The 15,556-nt window shown below is 61.6% G+C and carries 15 protein-coding genes; 8 read left to right on the top strand and 7 right to left on the bottom strand.

Translation table 11 applies throughout. From position 1 onward, the window contains the following. Positions 1–24 precede the first annotated feature (24 nt). Positions 25–735: an HAD family hydrolase gene (locus CO667_RS17215; RefSeq protein ID WP_097619514.1), complete on the bottom strand. Its 711-nt coding sequence runs from the start codon at positions 733–735 to the stop codon at positions 25–27. A 245-nt stretch (positions 736–980) separates the two neighbouring features. On the opposite strand from CO667_RS17215, the gene rpiA reads away from it, so the two are divergent. From rpiA to CO667_RS17230, 3 genes are all read left to right on the top strand, one after another. Then, the gene (gene rpiA / locus CO667_RS17220; protein WP_097619515.1) at positions 981–1,679 is read left to right on the top strand and encodes a ribose-5-phosphate isomerase RpiA; all 699 of its coding nucleotides are present in this window, start codon (positions 981–983) and stop codon (positions 1,677–1,679) included. A gap of 15 nt (positions 1,680–1,694) precedes the next feature. Further along, entirely contained in the window at positions 1,695–2,258 is a 564-nt protein-coding gene (locus CO667_RS17225) for a DUF2059 domain-containing protein (protein WP_097619516.1), read from the top strand. Positions 2,259–2,354: 96 nt separating this feature from the next. After that, the gene (locus CO667_RS17230; protein ID WP_097619647.1) at positions 2,355–2,639 is read left to right on the top strand and encodes an acylphosphatase; all 285 of its coding nucleotides are present in this window, start codon (positions 2,355–2,357) and stop codon (positions 2,637–2,639) included. Between the two features lie 45 nt (positions 2,640–2,684). On the opposite strand, the gene CO667_RS17235 is transcribed toward CO667_RS17230, so the two are convergent. Further along, positions 2,685–2,903 (bottom strand): hypothetical protein, encoded by a 219-nt coding sequence (locus tag CO667_RS17235; protein WP_097619517.1) that lies wholly within the window; start codon positions 2,901–2,903, stop codon positions 2,685–2,687. 182 nt (positions 2,904–3,085) lie between these two features. Between CO667_RS17235 and gor the strand changes: the two genes are divergently transcribed. After that, entirely contained in the window at positions 3,086–4,471 is a 1,386-nt protein-coding gene (gene gor / locus CO667_RS17240) for a glutathione-disulfide reductase (protein ID WP_097619648.1), read from the top strand. A gap of 15 nt (positions 4,472–4,486) precedes the next feature. Here gor and CO667_RS17245 read toward each other — a convergent pair whose 3' ends face one another. Beyond that, a complete protein-coding gene (locus CO667_RS17245; protein WP_097619518.1) occupies positions 4,487–5,776 on the bottom strand; it encodes a VWA domain-containing protein in 1,290 nt (429 codons plus the stop codon). Positions 5,777–6,033: 257 nt separating this feature from the next. Between CO667_RS17245 and CO667_RS17250 the strand changes: the two genes are divergently transcribed. Next, entirely contained in the window at positions 6,034–7,407 is a 1,374-nt protein-coding gene (locus tag CO667_RS17250) for a 3-deoxy-7-phosphoheptulonate synthase class II (RefSeq protein WP_097619519.1), read from the top strand. Positions 7,408–7,619: 212 nt separating this feature from the next. Here the strand turns inward: CO667_RS17250 and CO667_RS17260 are convergent, their stop codons facing one another. After that, on the bottom strand, positions 7,620–9,455 hold the full coding sequence (locus CO667_RS17260) for an ABC transporter ATP-binding protein (RefSeq protein ID WP_097619521.1): 1,836 nt from the start codon (positions 9,453–9,455) through the stop codon (positions 7,620–7,622). Positions 9,456–9,738: 283 nt separating this feature from the next. Here CO667_RS17260 and CO667_RS17265 point away from each other — a divergent pair, with 283 nt between their 5' ends. Next, on the top strand, positions 9,739–10,137 hold the full coding sequence (locus CO667_RS17265; protein ID WP_097619522.1) for a GFA family protein: 399 nt from the start codon (positions 9,739–9,741) through the stop codon (positions 10,135–10,137). 91 nt (positions 10,138–10,228) lie between these two features. Here CO667_RS17265 and CO667_RS17270 read toward each other — a convergent pair whose 3' ends face one another. Continuing rightward, positions 10,229–10,759 (bottom strand): DUF1003 domain-containing protein, encoded by a 531-nt coding sequence (locus tag CO667_RS17270; RefSeq protein ID WP_097619523.1) that lies wholly within the window; start codon positions 10,757–10,759, stop codon positions 10,229–10,231. 177 nt (positions 10,760–10,936) lie between these two features. Between CO667_RS17270 and CO667_RS17275 the strand changes: the two genes are divergently transcribed. Both CO667_RS17275 and CO667_RS17280 read left to right on the top strand, forming a co-directional pair. Then, a complete protein-coding gene (locus tag CO667_RS17275; RefSeq protein WP_097619524.1) occupies positions 10,937–12,616 on the top strand; it encodes an NAD+ synthase in 1,680 nt (559 codons plus the stop codon). A 95-nt stretch (positions 12,617–12,711) separates the two neighbouring features. After that, positions 12,712–13,539 (top strand): TolB family protein, encoded by an 828-nt coding sequence (locus CO667_RS17280; protein WP_097619525.1) that lies wholly within the window; start codon positions 12,712–12,714, stop codon positions 13,537–13,539. On the opposite strand, the gene CO667_RS17285 is transcribed toward CO667_RS17280, so the two are convergent. Both CO667_RS17285 and CO667_RS17290 read right to left on the bottom strand, forming a co-directional pair. Beyond that, positions 13,521–14,597: a 3-deoxy-7-phosphoheptulonate synthase gene (locus CO667_RS17285; RefSeq protein WP_097619526.1), complete on the bottom strand. Its 1,077-nt coding sequence runs from the start codon at positions 14,595–14,597 to the stop codon at positions 13,521–13,523. The two genes, CO667_RS17280 and CO667_RS17285, sit on opposite strands and share 19 nt — an antisense overlap. Before the next feature lie 320 nt (positions 14,598–14,917). Continuing rightward, entirely contained in the window at positions 14,918–15,499 is a 582-nt protein-coding gene (locus tag CO667_RS17290) for a hypothetical protein (protein WP_097619527.1), read from the bottom strand. Positions 15,500–15,556 lie beyond the last annotated feature (57 nt).

The following is a 15,556-nucleotide window of genomic DNA, read 5'->3' on the forward strand; positions in this document are numbered from 1 at the left end:
CGCAAAGGCATCGGCCTGGTCGTCTCAGACCGCGACCTTCGCCGCAAATTCCCGCAACAGTCTCTCCACCAGTTCCGGCGTCAACTCATCGTAATGCATAATGATCTTATCCGGATCGAGGCTTGAGACCGGCACATCCGAATAACCAAAGGGCACGGCAATCGACGGGACTCCAGCATTCCTGGCGACGGCGATGTCGTTGATGCTGTCGCCTATCATCACGGTGCGGGCGATGTCGGCGCCGGCGCGGTCGATGGTGCCGGTCAAGTGGCGGGCGTCGGGTTTGCGCACCGGGAAGGTATCGCCACCTGATATGGCGGCGAAATAGCCGGTGAGATCGAGCTTGTCGAGCAGGCCGAGCGCCAGGCTCTCCATCTTGTTGGTGCAGACGGCGAGGCGGTAGCCGGCAGATTTAAGCCGGTCCATCGCGGCGACCAGGCCGGGATAGGGCTCGGTACGGCCGGGCATGTTGCCGGCATAATGAGCGACGAAACGCTCGACCAGCGTCGGCAGGGCGTCGCCTTCGAGCGGATGGCCGCGCAGCCGGCAGGCGCGCTCGATCATCACGCGCGCGCCCTGGCCGACAAGATGGGTGAGGTCGTCATAGCTGACCGGTTCGAGGCTGAGGGCGGCAATCGTGTGGTTCAGGCTCTCGACCAGGTCCGCGTGGGTGTCGAGAAGAGTACCGTCGAGATCGAAGACGATGAGCGCCGGGCGAACGGGAGCAGGGGTCAAGGCTTGCCTCTTTGAGCGATGGGACGTCCTGGGGATAGATCGCCCCAGGAGGACGACGTGTCGTCCTTGGGAATGATCGTTTCTGAGGTAGGCGATCGCGGGCCGGAAAGCAACGTCCTGTGATGGCCGGGGAGGCTGCAGGCATGTGTTTCGGCTTTTCATTTTCCGTGATGATTTTGACTTTCGTTTGCCAGGCGAGCCGTGTAAACAGCACATCCAACGCAATAATTCGGAGCTGGCGGCGCATGGATGCCCGCGAAATGAAGATCAAGGCCGCCGAGGCCGCACTCGCCCATGTCGAAAGCGGGATGCGTCTCGGGATCGGTACGGGCAGCACGGCGGAAGAATTCGTTCGCCTGTTGGCGGAGAAGGTTGCCGGCGGCTTCCGGGTCGAGGGCGTTCCGACGTCGGAGCGGACCGCGCGGCTCTGTGTCGAACTCGGCGTGCCGCTGAAGTCGCTCGATGAACTTCCGGCACTCGATCTGACGATCGACGGCGCCGACGAGGTCGATCGGGCGCTTAGATTGATCAAGGGCGGCGGCGGCGCGCTGCTGCGCGAAAAGATTGTAGCGGCCGCTTCCGAGCGGATGATCGTCATCGCCGACGAGAGCAAGCTGGTCGACACGCTCGGCGCCTACGCGCTGCCGATCGAGGTCAATCCGTTCGGGCTGGTCTCGACGCGGATGGCGATCGAGAAGGTCGCGGCCCGGCTCGGTCTTTCCGGTGAACTCACCCTGCGCCAGTCCGGTGACGGAGAGTTTACCACGGATGGCGGCCATCACATTATCGATGCATCTTTTGGCCGCATTCCTGATGCAGAGGCGCTTTCGAGCGAGCTGAATTCCATACCCGGCGTCGTCGAACACGGGCTCTTTATCAATATGGCGGCACTTGCGATCATTGCCGGTCCTGCGGGTGCGCGCACGCTGCAGGCAAACAGATAACAGGAGCATACACTCATGATGAACATTGCAGGTCTTGGCCGTCTCGCCGCTGCGACCGTCGTTCTTTCCGGGCTTGCCTTCGGCTCCGCCGTCAAGGCGCAGGAGGTCTCCGAGGAGCAGCTGAAGGCGTCTCGCGCGGCGATCGACGCCATCGGCGCCACGGCCCAGTTCGACAACATCCTGCCCGGTCTCGCCGAGCGCCTGAAGGCCGGCCTGATCCAGGATTCGCCGAACTATCAGGACGTCATTTCCTCGACGGTCGACGCGCAGGCGCTAAAGCTGGCACCGCGCCGCGGCGATCTGGAGAAGGAGGCGGCACTCACCTATGCCAAGACCTTCACCGCCGACGAGCTGAAGGCGATCGCCGACTTCTACAATTCCGACGTCGGCAAGAAGCTGCTGCGCGACGGCCCGGTCGCCTCGCGCGAGACGGCGAAGGCTGCCGACATCTGGGCGCAGGGCATTTCCCGCGACCTGGAAAAGCAGAGCAATGCCGAGCTTTCTAAGGTCATCAAGGCGCCGCCGCCGGCAACCGACAGCCCGGCCGCTCCGGCTCCCGCACCGGCTGCCCAGCAGTAAGGCCTACCCCATCAAATTGCGAAAGCCCGGCATCGTCCGGGCTTTTTTGTTATGATGCGGCAAATGCTGTCGGCGAGGATTCAGGTGACTGCAGATATGCCCGATCGTTACAAGGCTGTCCGAGTGCGGATATCCGGCAAGGTCCAGGGTGTCGGCTTTCGCATGTGGACGCGCAACGAGGCGGTACGGCTTGGTTTGACGGGCTGGGTTCGCAATGAAGAGGACGGGGCCGTCGTCGCTTTGATCGCCGGACCCGATGCCGCGATCTCGACGATGATCGAACGTTTCGGCCGCGGGCCTGCGGGGTCATGGGTCGCAGGCGTCGAGACTGAGGCAGCCGAGTTTGAGAAGAACCTGACGGATTTCAGCATCACCGGTTGAAAGCGGCAATCCGCCAAGGATGCGCATCTTAGATGCGGCGGACGCTCAGCCCCAATCCTTCGAGCTCTTGGCCAATTGCCATACGCCCGTTTCATCCGGTTCCACGCGTTTGTTGCCGCGGTAGAAGATCGGCAGTCCTGTTTTCTTGTCCATCGCGAAGCGGCTCGGCGTGAATTTTTCGTCCTCATGGCCTTGGATGGCGAGGCCGAGCGCTTCCTTGAATTTGCCAGCCTTGCACAGGTTGGCGAAGAGAGTTTGATCCATCTTTTGCTCCGGCTTCTGTTCTACTCCGTGGATTGCCTGCCAGCCTGAGGCGACCGGGTCAACCGTTTGCCGGGAAGATTCGGCGAGGGGAACGGGATGAAGCAGGAGTGGGCTTTTGTTTTCAGGGCGATCGCCCCTATATCAAGGGCGTCTTTTCCTGCGATTCCCTTCCGGAGCTCCTCATGTCTTCCTACGACTACGACCTCTTCGTCATCGGCGGCGGTTCCGGAGGTGTGCGCGGCGCACGTGTCGCCGCCTCGCTCGGTAAAAGGGTGGCGATCGCCGAGGAGTATCGCTATGGCGGAACATGCGTCATCCGCGGCTGCGTGCCGAAGAAGCTGTTCGTCTATGCCTCGCAGTTCCATGAGCATTTCGAGGATGCCGCCGGCTTCGGCTGGACGGTCGGCGAAAGCAGCTTCGACTGGAAGAAGCTGGTGGCGGCAAAAGATGTTGAAATCGCCCGGCTGGAAGGCCTCTACAAGAAAGGGCTCGCCGGCGCCAAGGCCGAGATCCTCGAAACGCGCGCCGAACTCGTCGATGCTCATACGGTGCGGCTCGTGAAAACAGGTCAGACGGTGACGGCAAAGACGATCGTGATTGCCACCGGCGGACGACCGAACCCGCATGCAGCCCTTCCCGGCCACGAGCTTTGCATTTCCTCCAACGAAGCCTTTGATCTCGAAGAACTGCCGAAGTCGATCGTCATCGCAGGCGGCGGTTATATCGCCGTCGAATTCGCCAATATCTTCCATGGCCTCGGCGTCGAGACGACGCTGATCTATCGCGGTGCCGAGATCCTGTCGCGCTTCGACGAGGATCTCAGGCGCGGGCTGCACGAGGCGATGGTCGCCAAGGGCATCCGCATCCTCTGCCACGACACGCTGCAGAAGGTTTCTAAGGGTGAGGGCGGGCTCAATCTGGAGGCGCTGAACAACGGCACGCTGCAGGCCGATGTGGTCATGCTGGCGCTCGGGCGCGATCCGAATACCGAAGGCCTCGGCCTCGAAGCGGCCGGCGTCGCCGTCGACGAACGCGGCGCGATTATCGTCGACGAATATTCCCGCACCAATGTCGAGAACATCTATGCGCTCGGTGATGTCACCAACCGGGTACAGCTGACGCCGGTGGCGATCCACGAAGCGATGTGCTTCATCGAGACCGAGTACAAGAACAATCCGACCCGGCCCGACCACGAGCTGATCCCGACCGCCGTCTTCTCGCAGCCGGAGATCGGTACGGTCGGTCTTTCGGAAGAGGAGGCGGGCAAGCGTTACGCCGAGCTTGAGGTGTATCGGGCCCAGTTCCGACCGCTGAAGGCGACACTTTCCGGCCGGTCCGAGCGGATGATCATGAAGCTGCTCGTCGATGCGGCGAGCCGCAAGGTGGTCGGCGCCCATATCCTCGGCCATGATGCCGGCGAGATGGCGCAGCTGCTCGGTATAACGCTGAAGGCCGGCTGCACCAAGGACGATTTCGACCGGACGATGGCGCTTCATCCGACGGCGGCTGAAGAACTCGTCACCATGTATGCGCCGAGCTATCGCATTCGTGACGGGCAGCGCGTCTGACCCCTCTCGGCACGCTCAGCTGGTGATGCGCGGCGCGCGGATAACTTTGAGGAAAAGCGCCTTCATCGCATCGGTGATCCCTTGGGTCGGCGTCACCTCGAAATAGAGGCCGGGCGAGGCGCATTCCTGCATCTTCGTCGGGATCTGGCTTTGGAAGGGGCTGATCCACGTATTATACCAGCTGTTTTTCGGCAGAGGCAGGTAGGTGGTGTAGAGCACTGCGATCCTGATGCCCTTGTCCTTGATCGGCTGGCAGAAAGACGTGTCGATCGGTTCCTGGCAGCGGTTGCCGGTGAGCTTTTTGGTGCAGCCCTTCGGCTTCTCGCTGTCGCCGACGCCGTCCGAAACGAAGAACAGGATTTTCTGCGGGGTCGCCGACGTGCTGCCGTCGCCTGGCGTCGTGATGATGGTTTTCATCTGCGTCAGCGCGTTGTCGAAGCTCGTCTGCTGGTCGTTGTTATAGCCCTGCTTCGGGATCGTCATCAGGTCAACGGCGTCGGTATAGCTGCGCACCTGGTCGAGATCGTCCGTCGGATCGGATATGGTGGTCAGCCTGGCATCTTCGGCCTTGGTGCCGAAGGTATAAACGCCCATGCGGAACTGGTTGTTGGAAACGCGCGTGGACTTCGCAGTCAGCGTCAACTCCTTGGTCGCCTGGCGCACGACGTCGATGCGCATGCTGACGCCGAGCTTCTTGGCAAGATTGTAATAGTTGTTTTTGTTTTCCGTTTCGTGGCAGGCGAAGGCACAGCTATCGCTGGTGTTTTTTTCCATCGTCGCGACGTCGGTCGCGGTGGCGCCGACACCCATCGAGGGGGTGTTGTCGAGCAGGATGTAGAAATCCATGAAGGAGGCGGTCTGGTATTCGGCCGTCGCCGTGCCCGAGATGGTAATCGAATCCCTGCCGAGAACGCGCATGAAGGTGGTGGGCACGGTCGCGTTGAAGGAAACCTGCGAATTCAGTTTGTTGGCGGCCTTGGTGACGTCGATGCCGAGATCCACTTTGACGTCTGTCAGCTCCCCGGACATCTGAGACATGAAGATGCTGCGGGCATCGTCCTTGCCGAGCGAAATCGTGCCGTTGCCGCTCATCGTCATGGCGGCTGCAACCGCGCCGGATTTTTCGGCGATCGAACCGACGGCGGCGGCATCGGCGGCGGCGTAAAGCTGTGTCCGGAGGCTCAGCGCGTGGGCGAAATCCACCGCCAAGCCTGCCGTACCGAGGAGCGGCACCATCAGCAGTGCGGTCATGATACCGAAATTGCCCGAGCGGTCCGCTATGAAACCGGGCAGAAGCATCGCCATGACATGTCCCCACTGTTGAAACCCTTTTGCGGTTTTACATGCAAAGTCTAAAATATAGGGAAATCGACATAGTATATGCTGGTTTAATGGTAGAATTGACGGCTTTTGCTACCTATATGCGAGCTCTCGCCGACGGCGACAGCGCGGGCGATCGAGCTTTGGGTGATTGGCCTTTGCAAGGCCGATCTAAAGGTCTATAAGCCGCCGCAATTCAGGATAGGGGCATCCCGGGGACGGGTGCGAGTGAGGTGAGTGAAATGGCAGAGAATTGGACCCCGAGCAGCTGGCGGCAAAAACCGATCCTGCAGGTTCCGGAATATCCCGACGCAGCCGCTTTGGCGGCAACGGAAGCCACGCTCGCCAGCTATCCGCCGCTCGTCTTCGCCGGTGAGGCGCGCCGCCTGAAAAAGCATCTTGCCAATGTCGCCGAAGGCAACGGCTTCCTGCTGCAGGGCGGCGACTGCGCCGAGAGCTTCGCCGAACACGGCGCCGACAATATCCGCGACTTCTTCCGCGCCTTCCTGCAGATGGCCGTCGTGCTGACCTTCGGCGCGCAGCTGCCGGTCGTCAAGGTCGGCCGCATTGCCGGCCAGTTCGCCAAGCCGCGTTCGTCGAATGTCGAGAAGCAGGGCGATGTGACGCTGCCGGCCTATCGCGGCGACATCATCAACGGCATCGAGTTCACCGAGGAGTCGCGCATTCCGAACCCGGAACGCCAGGCCATGGCCTATCGCCAGTCGGCCGCGACGCTGAACCTTCTGCGCGCCTTCGCGATGGGCGGCTACGCCAATCTCGAAAACGTCCATCAGTGGATGCTGGGCTTCGTCAAGGACAGCCCGCAGGGCGAGCGCTACCGCAAGCTTGCCGACCGCATCAGCGAAACCATGGATTTCATGAAGGCGATCGGCATCACCTCGGAAAACCATCCGAGCCTGCGCGAGACCGATTTCTTCACCAGCCATGAGGCGCTGCTGCTCGGCTACGAGGAGGCGCTGACCCGCGTCGATTCCACCTCGGGCGACTGGTATGCCACATCAGGCCACATGATCTGGATCGGCGACCGCACCCGCCAGGCCGACCATGCGCATGTCGAATATTGCCGCGGCATCAAGAACCCGATCGGCCTGAAATGCGGCCCGTCGCTGCAGGCCGACGATCTGCTGCAGCTGATCGACATCCTCAATCCGGCCAACGAAGCCGGCCGTCTGACGCTGATCTGCCGCTTCGGCCATGAGAAAGTCGCCGAGAACCTGCCGCGGCTCATCCGCGCCGTCGAGCGCGAAGGCCGCAAGGTCGTCTGGTCCTGCGACCCTATGCACGGCAACACGATTACGCTCAACAACTACAAGACCCGTCCCTTCGAGCGGATCCTGTCGGAAGTCGAAAGCTTCTTCCAGATCCACCGCGCCGAAGGAACGCATCCCGGCGGCATCCATATCGAGATGACCGGCAAGGACGTGACGGAATGCACCGGCGGCGCCCGCGCCGTCACCGCCGACGACCTGCAGGACCGCTACCACACCCATTGCGACCCGCGCCTCAACTCCGACCAGGCGCTCGAGCTCGCCTTCCTGCTTGCCGAGCGCATGAAGGGCGGCCGCGACGAGAAGCGGATGGTCGCCAACGGCTGAGATTAGGCCAAAACAGATGATAAAAGCCCGGTTCCGCCGGGCTTTTTGTTGACTGGCCTTGCCCTTCACTCGGCGTCATCCTCGGCCTTGTGCCGAGGATCTGCTGAGCCGTCGGCAGATGCTCGGGACAAGCCCGAGCATGACGAAAGAGGGGTTGGCCGGTTTTGTCGGCTGTCCGATCGCGGGGCGATCCGGGCTTTTTGTTGCTGCACTCAGATGCTGGCCTGAACGCTGTGCAGATTGGCGTAGACGCCGTCCTGCGCCATGAGTTCGTCATGGGTGCCCTGTTCGACGATGCCATCTGCCGTCAGAACCAGGATACGGTCGGCGTGGCGGACGGTCGACAGGCGGTGGGCGATGACCAGGGTGGTTCGACCATTCGCCAGGCTGAGCAACGCCTGCTGCACCGCCCGTTCACTCTCGTTGTCGAGCGCGCTGGTCGCCTCGTCGAAGATCAGGATCTCCGGATCCTTGAGGAAGGCGCGGGCGATGGTGATACGCTGGCGCTGGCCGCCCGACAGCTTGACGCCGCGCTGGCCGATATCGGTGTCATAGCCCTGGGGCAGGGCCATGATGAAGTCGTGCGCATTGGCCGCACGCGCAGCCGCTTCCAGCTCGGCATCGCTGGCATCGGGCCGGCCATAACGCAGGTTTTCCGCCACCGTACCGGCAAACAGGTAGACATCCTGCTGCACCACCCCGACATGGCGCCGGAGCGAGGCCAGCGTCACATCGCGGATGTCGATGCCATCGATCTGGATCGCCCCAGCTTCGACATCGTAGAAACGCGGTATCAGCGCACAAAGCGTGCTCTTGCCGACCCCTGACGGGCCGACCAGGGCGACGAACTCCCCGGGAGCGATGGTGAGCGACAGCTGCTCGAGCACGCGCGGGCCATCGGCCTCGTAACCGAAGGCGACGTTGGAAAAACTGATCTCGCCCCGTGGCGCCGGCATCGGCCGCGCTTCCGGCCGATCGGTGATGTCAGGGGCGATCTCCAGGATCTCCATGGCCCTGACGAAGCCGGTGTAACCCTCCTGCCAGAGGCGCACGAAATTCGCCAGCCGCTGCACGGGATCGACCAGCACGGCGACGCAGAGCAGGAAGGTCAGCATATCCGGCACGGTCAGTTCCGCCGCCAGGATGCGCAGGCCGCCGACGATGATCACCAATATGGTGACGAGCTGGGCGAAGGTTTCGGTGCCGACCGAAAACCACGCTTCGCTGCGGTAGCCTTCGGCGCGGCTTTGCAGGAAGCGCCGGTTCTGCTCGGCGAAGCGTTCGCGCTCCAGTGCCTCGTTGGCGAAGGACTGGACGACGCGGATGCCGGCAAGAGCATCCTCGACGCGTTCGTTGACGGCGGCGATCTGCCGTTTGCTGGCTTCGAGCGCGCGGTTCATGCGCCGGTTGAAATAGAGCGCATAGGCAACCGCCGCCGGAGTGAGCAGCAGGATGATGCCTGCCAATGGCGGATCGATGAAGAACAGCACCAGCATGGCGCCGCCGTATTTGAGTACGGCGATGGAAAGATCCTCGGGGCCATGATGAAAGAGTTCGCCCAGCCACAGGCTGTCATTGGTGATGCGGCTCATCAGCTGGCCGGTGCGCTGGCGGTCGTAGAAGCTGAAGGAGAGCTTCTGGCAGTGCTCGAAGAGTTCCTGCCGCACCGTTGCTTCGATGCGCGCGCCCATGACGTGGCCGCGATAGTCGACAAAGAAGATCGCAACGATCTGGACCGCCAGAACGGCCAGCATAATGCCGCCCATTGCCAGGATCTGTGCGAAGGCCTGCGGCGCGTCGGGCAGCGCCAGAAGCCTGCTGGTGACGACGTTGGCGCAGAGCGGCAGGGCGACCGCGGTGCCGGCGACGAGGATGGCGCACAGCAGGTCCGCCAATAGCAAAGGCAGATGCGGGCGATAGTAGGAGAGAAATTTACGCATGCGCGACCAACGCCGGCGGCGGTCGGCGGCGGGATCGTCGCGGAAAAGGTTCAGGAAGGCGTTATGGCGTCGCGAGCTTTTCCTCGCGCGGGAGAACGAAATATTCATGAAGCTGAATGTCCTTGTGGGGGATTTTTCCTTTCTGTTCGGACAGGGTCGCTCTCATGTCAGTCTCCCGGAGGTTGTATGAATAGATCCGGATTATCGCCGACAATCTCGATCGATTCAACCGGCGATGGGAGGAGATTGCTGAGTGTTGTCGGCAGGCAACAGGGTGGCTCAAGCCAAGTCACCGGCGACCTTCAAGATTTCTGATGATTTTGTTGAGCGGTTTGGATTTGACGACACGAGTGATCGACGGCAACGTTCAGTCATAAAAGGGAGAGCGACCATGACCGAACGGCATACAGGCGGCTGCCTCTGCGGCGCCGTGCGATTTTCGACGACGGCGAAGCCAGGACCCGTGGTCGGCTGCCATTGCTCGCAGTGCCGCCGGCAGACGGGGCTGTATTACGCCGCGGTCAACGTGGCGCGCGCCGCTCTTTCGATCGAGGGCGCTGAAGCAATCCGCTGGTACCGGTCGAGTGAAGAGGCGCAGCGCGGCTTCTGCGCGAATTGCGGTTCCGCATTGTTCTGGCAGGGCGACACATCGGCGGAGATTTCAATCATGGCAGGCGCTTTCGACGAACCGAGCGGGCTTGCCTTCGGCCACCATATCTATTGCGCCGATAAGGGCGATTTCTACGAGATAACGGATGGCCTGCCGCAATATGCGGTGAATCCGACTTAAAGCCTGTCGTATCGGATTGTTATGCGCTTTAAGTTTTTATCTGGTGCATGTCGTTGCCCCAAAACCGCTGCACACTTTTGGGCGACATGCATTAGCCTTTGGCGGCAAGCGCAGCGCTGAGGCGAGCCACATCCTCACGCAGCGCCGTCAGTTCGGTCAGCACGCTCATGTCGATCTTCTGGTGCAGAGAGAGCACTTCGAGTTCGGCCTTGAGATTGACTTCGTAATCCTTGGCGGCCTCGAAGCGATCGCGTTCGGCCTGGCGGTTCTGGGACATCATGATGATCGGCGCCTGGATGGCGGCAAGCATCGACAGGATCAGGTTCAGGAAGACGAAGGGGTAGGGATCGAAGGCGCCGGTCGCCAGGATGATGGTATTGATCAGCGTCCAGACGACAAGAAAGGCGAGGAAGGCGATGATGAAGGACCAGGAGCCGCCGACGCGGGCGATGCCGTCGGCGACACGCTCGCCGAATGAGGCCTTTGCGGAGAAGGCGGCATTGACGTCGGTCGAGATGATCTTGCGCGCGTGCGCTTTCGCCAGCACGTGCTTCTCGATCGCGCCGAGCTCTTCGGCCGGCTTGTCGAAATGATGGTGCACGAAGTTCGAAAAGTTATTCATGGCTGTGTTTCCGATGCTGTCGCTTCCGGCGCAGTATTCCGCTCCGTCTATAAATTGCAATGTGTATCGAGTCCCGCGGCGCTCTGGCGCACCCTTCATAAAAATTTCGTCACTGCCGGGTGGCGCTTTCGCAGCGAACATGTTGCCGTTGCTGAAGCTGCAGGCTAAATAAATGACATGACACAGGAAAACGCTCTCTCTGATATCTTCCGCATCGCCATCGGCCAGTTCAATCCAACGGTCGGCGACGTCGCAGCCAATCTCGCCAAAGCGCGGGAGGCGCGCGCTGACGCTGCCCGGGAGGGCGCACATCTGCTCGTCCTGACCGAGCTTTTCATCTCCGGCTATCCGCCGGAAGATCTGGTGTTGAAGCCGGCCTTCATCCGCGCCTGCTGGAAAGCGGTCGAGAGCCTGGCTGCCGATACCGCCGACGGCGGGCCGGGGGTCCTCATCGGCTTTCCCCGGCAGGACGAGAGCGGGCGCTACAATTCCGTCGCCGTGCTCGACGGCGGCAAGGTGATTGCGATGCGCGACAAGATCGACCTGCCGAATTACGGCGAGTTCGACGAGAAGCGCGTCTTCAATCAGGGCGCCATGCCGGGGCCGGTGAATTTCCGCGGCGTGCGCATCGGCATTCCGATCTGCGAGGATATCTGGGGCGATCTCGGCGTGTGCGAGACGCTGGCCGAAAGCGGCGCCGAGATCCTGTTGTCGCCGAACGGTTCGCCTTATTATCGCGGCAAGGTCGATATTCGCCATCAGGTGGTTCTGAAGCAGGTGATCGAGACGGGCCTGCCGCTGATCTATGCCGCTCAGCTCGGCGGCCAGGACGAACTGGTCTTCGACGGGGCGAGCTTCGCCTTCAACGCCGATAAGTCGCTGGCCTTCCAGATGAGCCAGTTCGAAACCGCGCTTGCAGTGACCACCTGGAAGCGTGGCGAGGCCGGCTGGCATTGCGCCGAAGGGCCGATGGCGCATATCCCTGAAGGCGAGGAGGCCGATTACCGTGCCTGCCTGCTCGGCTTTCGCGACTACGTCAACAAGAACGGCTTCAAAACCGTCGTGCTCGGCCTTTCCGGCGGCATCGACTCGGCGATCTGTGCAGCCATCGCCGTCGATGCGCTGGGCGAGGAGCGGGTGCGCACCGTCATGTTGCCCTACCGCTATACCTCCGAGGATTCGCTGAAGGATGCGGCCGATTGCGCCAAAGCGCTCGGCTGCCGTTACGACATCGTGCCGATCGAAGAGCCGGTGACGGGATTCAGCAGCGCGCTCGCCGGCCTTTTCGAGGGCACGGACAGCGGCATCACCGAGGAGAACCTGCAGAGCCGGGCGCGCGGCGTCATCCTGATGGCGATCTCCAACAAGTTCGGCTCGATGGTGGTGACGACGGGCAACAAGTCGGAGATGTCGGTCGGCTACGCGACGCTCTACGGCGACATGAACGGCGGCTTCAATCCGATCAAGGATCTCTACAAGATGCAGGTCTATGCGCTGTCGCGCTGGCGCAATGGGAATGTGCCGCCGGGTGCGCTCGGTCCTTCCGGCGAGGTGATCCCGCGCAATATCATCGACAAGGCGCCATCGGCCGAACTGCGTCCCGACCAGAAGGATCAGGATTCGCTGCCGCCCTATCCCGTCCTTGACGATATCCTCGAATGCCTGGTGGAGAAGGAGATGGCGGTCGAGGAGATCGTCGCGCGCGGCCATGACGTGGCCACCGTCCACCGGGTCGAGCACCTGCTCTATCTCGCCGAATACAAGCGGCGGCAATCGGCGCCGGGCGTGAAGATCACCAAGAAGAATTTCGGGCGCGACCGGCGCTATCCGATCACCAACCGGTTCCGGGATCGCTGACGAAATCGGATTGCTGACGCAATGAGGATTGCTGACGCAATCGAGATCGCTGACGCGATCGGGATCGCTGACGGTCAAGATTTTGGGGAGGAAACATGCGCAGCTCGGTCGAGATCTATAATGTCAGGACGGGCAGGGCGCGCGAAGTCTGGCAGACGGACAGGCTGGTCGAAGCGCCGAACTTTTCACCTGATGGTTCCTACCTGCTGCTGAACGGCGACGGGCTGCTCTATCGGCTGCCGCTCGATGGCGGCGAGGTCACCAAGGTCGATACCGGCTTTGCCGTCAACTGCAACAATGATCACGGCATTTCGCCCGATGGCACAGAGATCGTCATCTCGGACAAGACCGAATTCGGCAAGTCGGCGATCTATGTCCTGCCGATCGAAGGCGGCACGCCGCGGCTCGTCACGCAAAACCTGCCGTCCTACTGGCACGGCTGGTCGCCGGATGGCCGCCAGCTTGCCTATTGCGGCATCCGCGACGACCTCTTCGACATCTATACGATCTCGGTCGATGGCGGCGCCGAGACGCGGCTGACGCATGGTGAGGGCCGCAATGACGGGCCGGATTATTCCGCCGACGGGCAATGGATCTATTTCAATTCCAGCCGCACCGGTTTGATGCAGATCTGGCGCATTCACCCCGACGGCACCGAGCTGGAGCAGGTCACCTCGGACAATCAGGGCAACTGGTTCGCCCATCCGTCCCCCAAAAACGACAAGGTGCTGATCCTCTCCTACGACCCCTCGGTTTTCGACCATCCGCGCGATCTCGACGTGCGGCTGCAATTGATGGACATGGACGGCGGCAATCTGAAGACGCTGTTCGAGCTGTTCGGCGGGCAGGGCACGATCAACGTGCCCTGCTGGTCTCCTGACGGCGAAGAATTCGCCTATGTGCGCTATTTCCCGGCCGACTGAACGCGGGTCCGGCGCCGCTCGCGGGCGGATTTTGCCAGGTCTTCCAGCACCGCGACCGACATATCCCAGTCGATGCAGCCGTCGGTGATCGACTGGCCGTAGACCAGCGGCTTGCCGGGAACGAGATCCTGGCGGCCGGCGACGAGGTTGCTCTCGATCATCATGCCCTTAATGTCGCTATTTCCGGCGGCGATCTGCGCGGCGACGGACTTGACGACGCGCGGCTGGTTCATCGGGTCCTTGCCGCTGTTGGCATGGCTGGCATCGACGAGGATGCGCGGGGCGACGCCGAGCTTGACGGCTTCGGTCGTGACCGCTGCGATGTCGGCCGCCTCATAGTTCGGCTGTTTGCCGCCGCGCAGGATGATGTGGCAGTCCTCATTGCCTCTCGTCGAGGCGATCGCCGCCTGTCCGTCCTTGGTGACGGCCGGGAAGTGATGCGGCTGCGAGGCGGCCAGGATCGCGTCGAGTGCGACGCGGGCGCTCCCATCGGTGCCGTTCTTGAAGCCGATCGGGCAGGAGAGACCGGAGGCAAGCTGGCGATGGATCTGGCTTTCGGTCGTGCGCGCACCGATCGCGCCCCAGCTGACGAGGTCGGCAATGTATTGCGGCGTGATCGTGTCGAGGAATTCGACGCCAGCCGGAAGGCTCATGGCATTGATGTCGAGCAGCAGGCGCCTGGCAATCCTCAAGCCTTCCTCGATGCGGTAGCTGCCGTCGAGATGCGGGTCGTTTATCAGGCCCTTCCAGCCGACGGTGGTGCGGGGTTTTTCGAAATAGACGCGCATGACGATTTCCAGATCGTCGGAGAAGCGCTGTCGCTGTTCCTGGAGCCGTGCGGCATATTCCCGGGCGGCAACGGGGTCATGGATGGAGCAGGGGCCGATGACGACGGCCAGGCGATCGTCTTCGCCCTGGAGAATTTTATGGATCGCATCGCGATTGCTGGTCACGGTCTCGGTGACAACAGCGTCGCGGTGGATTTCCGCGAGGATATCGGCGGGTTTGGTCAGCGGCGTGATCTCGAGGATTCGCAGATCATCAATGGTATCGGGCACGGTATGGCTCCTGTTTGGTCATACCGGGCGGAACAAAAAAGCCGCCAGGTAGACTAGCGGCTGTTCGGGTTGTCGTCGCGTCGACTTCAGTTACGCATAGACCCGCATCCGCTGGGAGCAGCGGTACCAATAAAATCGCGAGGCGTAGATCGAAGTGGTCGACATCAGGCGTATGTAGCGTCGCAACCGGGTGATGTCACGCAGAATTTGCGGCCTGAAAATCCCGCTCCTGCGGGACCAGCGATCGCTTCCGCAGAGAGGCAAAAAGCATATCGCCCAAAAGCGCGCTGCTTCTGGGCGATATGAACGCAAAGCTGAGATCAGAGAGCGTCGACGGTCACGCCGACTGTGATGGCGCCGATCGGCGTTCCCTTGTCATCTGAAATCGTGACGCTTGCCTGCGACTGCAGCGTCTGGGTCGATTCGTCCTTTTCGATCTCATCGACGAAGACGGCGTCCTTGCCGGCGCCGAAGGATTTCTGGAACTTGCCCTCGTCGCCCTGCCAGTAGTCGGAGGTGGGATCGCTTTGGCCGACATTCAGGCCCTTTGCATCCATGACGAAGATCTCCGCAATCTTGCCGTTGGACGCAGCCTTCTTTTCCTGAAGGAATTTTGACAGCGCATTGCCGAGCACGCCGTCGATCATCGAATGGTCGGAACCATCGACCTCGGCACGCCACTTCTTATCGAGGGCGTCGATATCGGCCTGGCTGAGATTGGCGTTTGCGGCATTCTGTGCCTTGATGGCCTCGATGACGGCGGGGTCGTTCAGCCAGGGTTTTACGTCGCTTGTCACATAGTCGGAGATCGGGGCAAGCTTCGCATCCTGTGCCATGGATACGCCCGTAGTCACGGCAACTGCGGTGCAGGCCAAAAGCAATGCGGTCACAACTTTCTTCATAACTGTTCCCTTCCTGATTATGGGATGTTGAGGAATAAAAGCTTATCGAACGAAGAG

It is taken from the genome of Rhizobium sp. L43 (assembly GCF_002531725.1).
GTDB lineage: Bacteria > Pseudomonadota > Alphaproteobacteria > Rhizobiales > Rhizobiaceae > Rhizobium.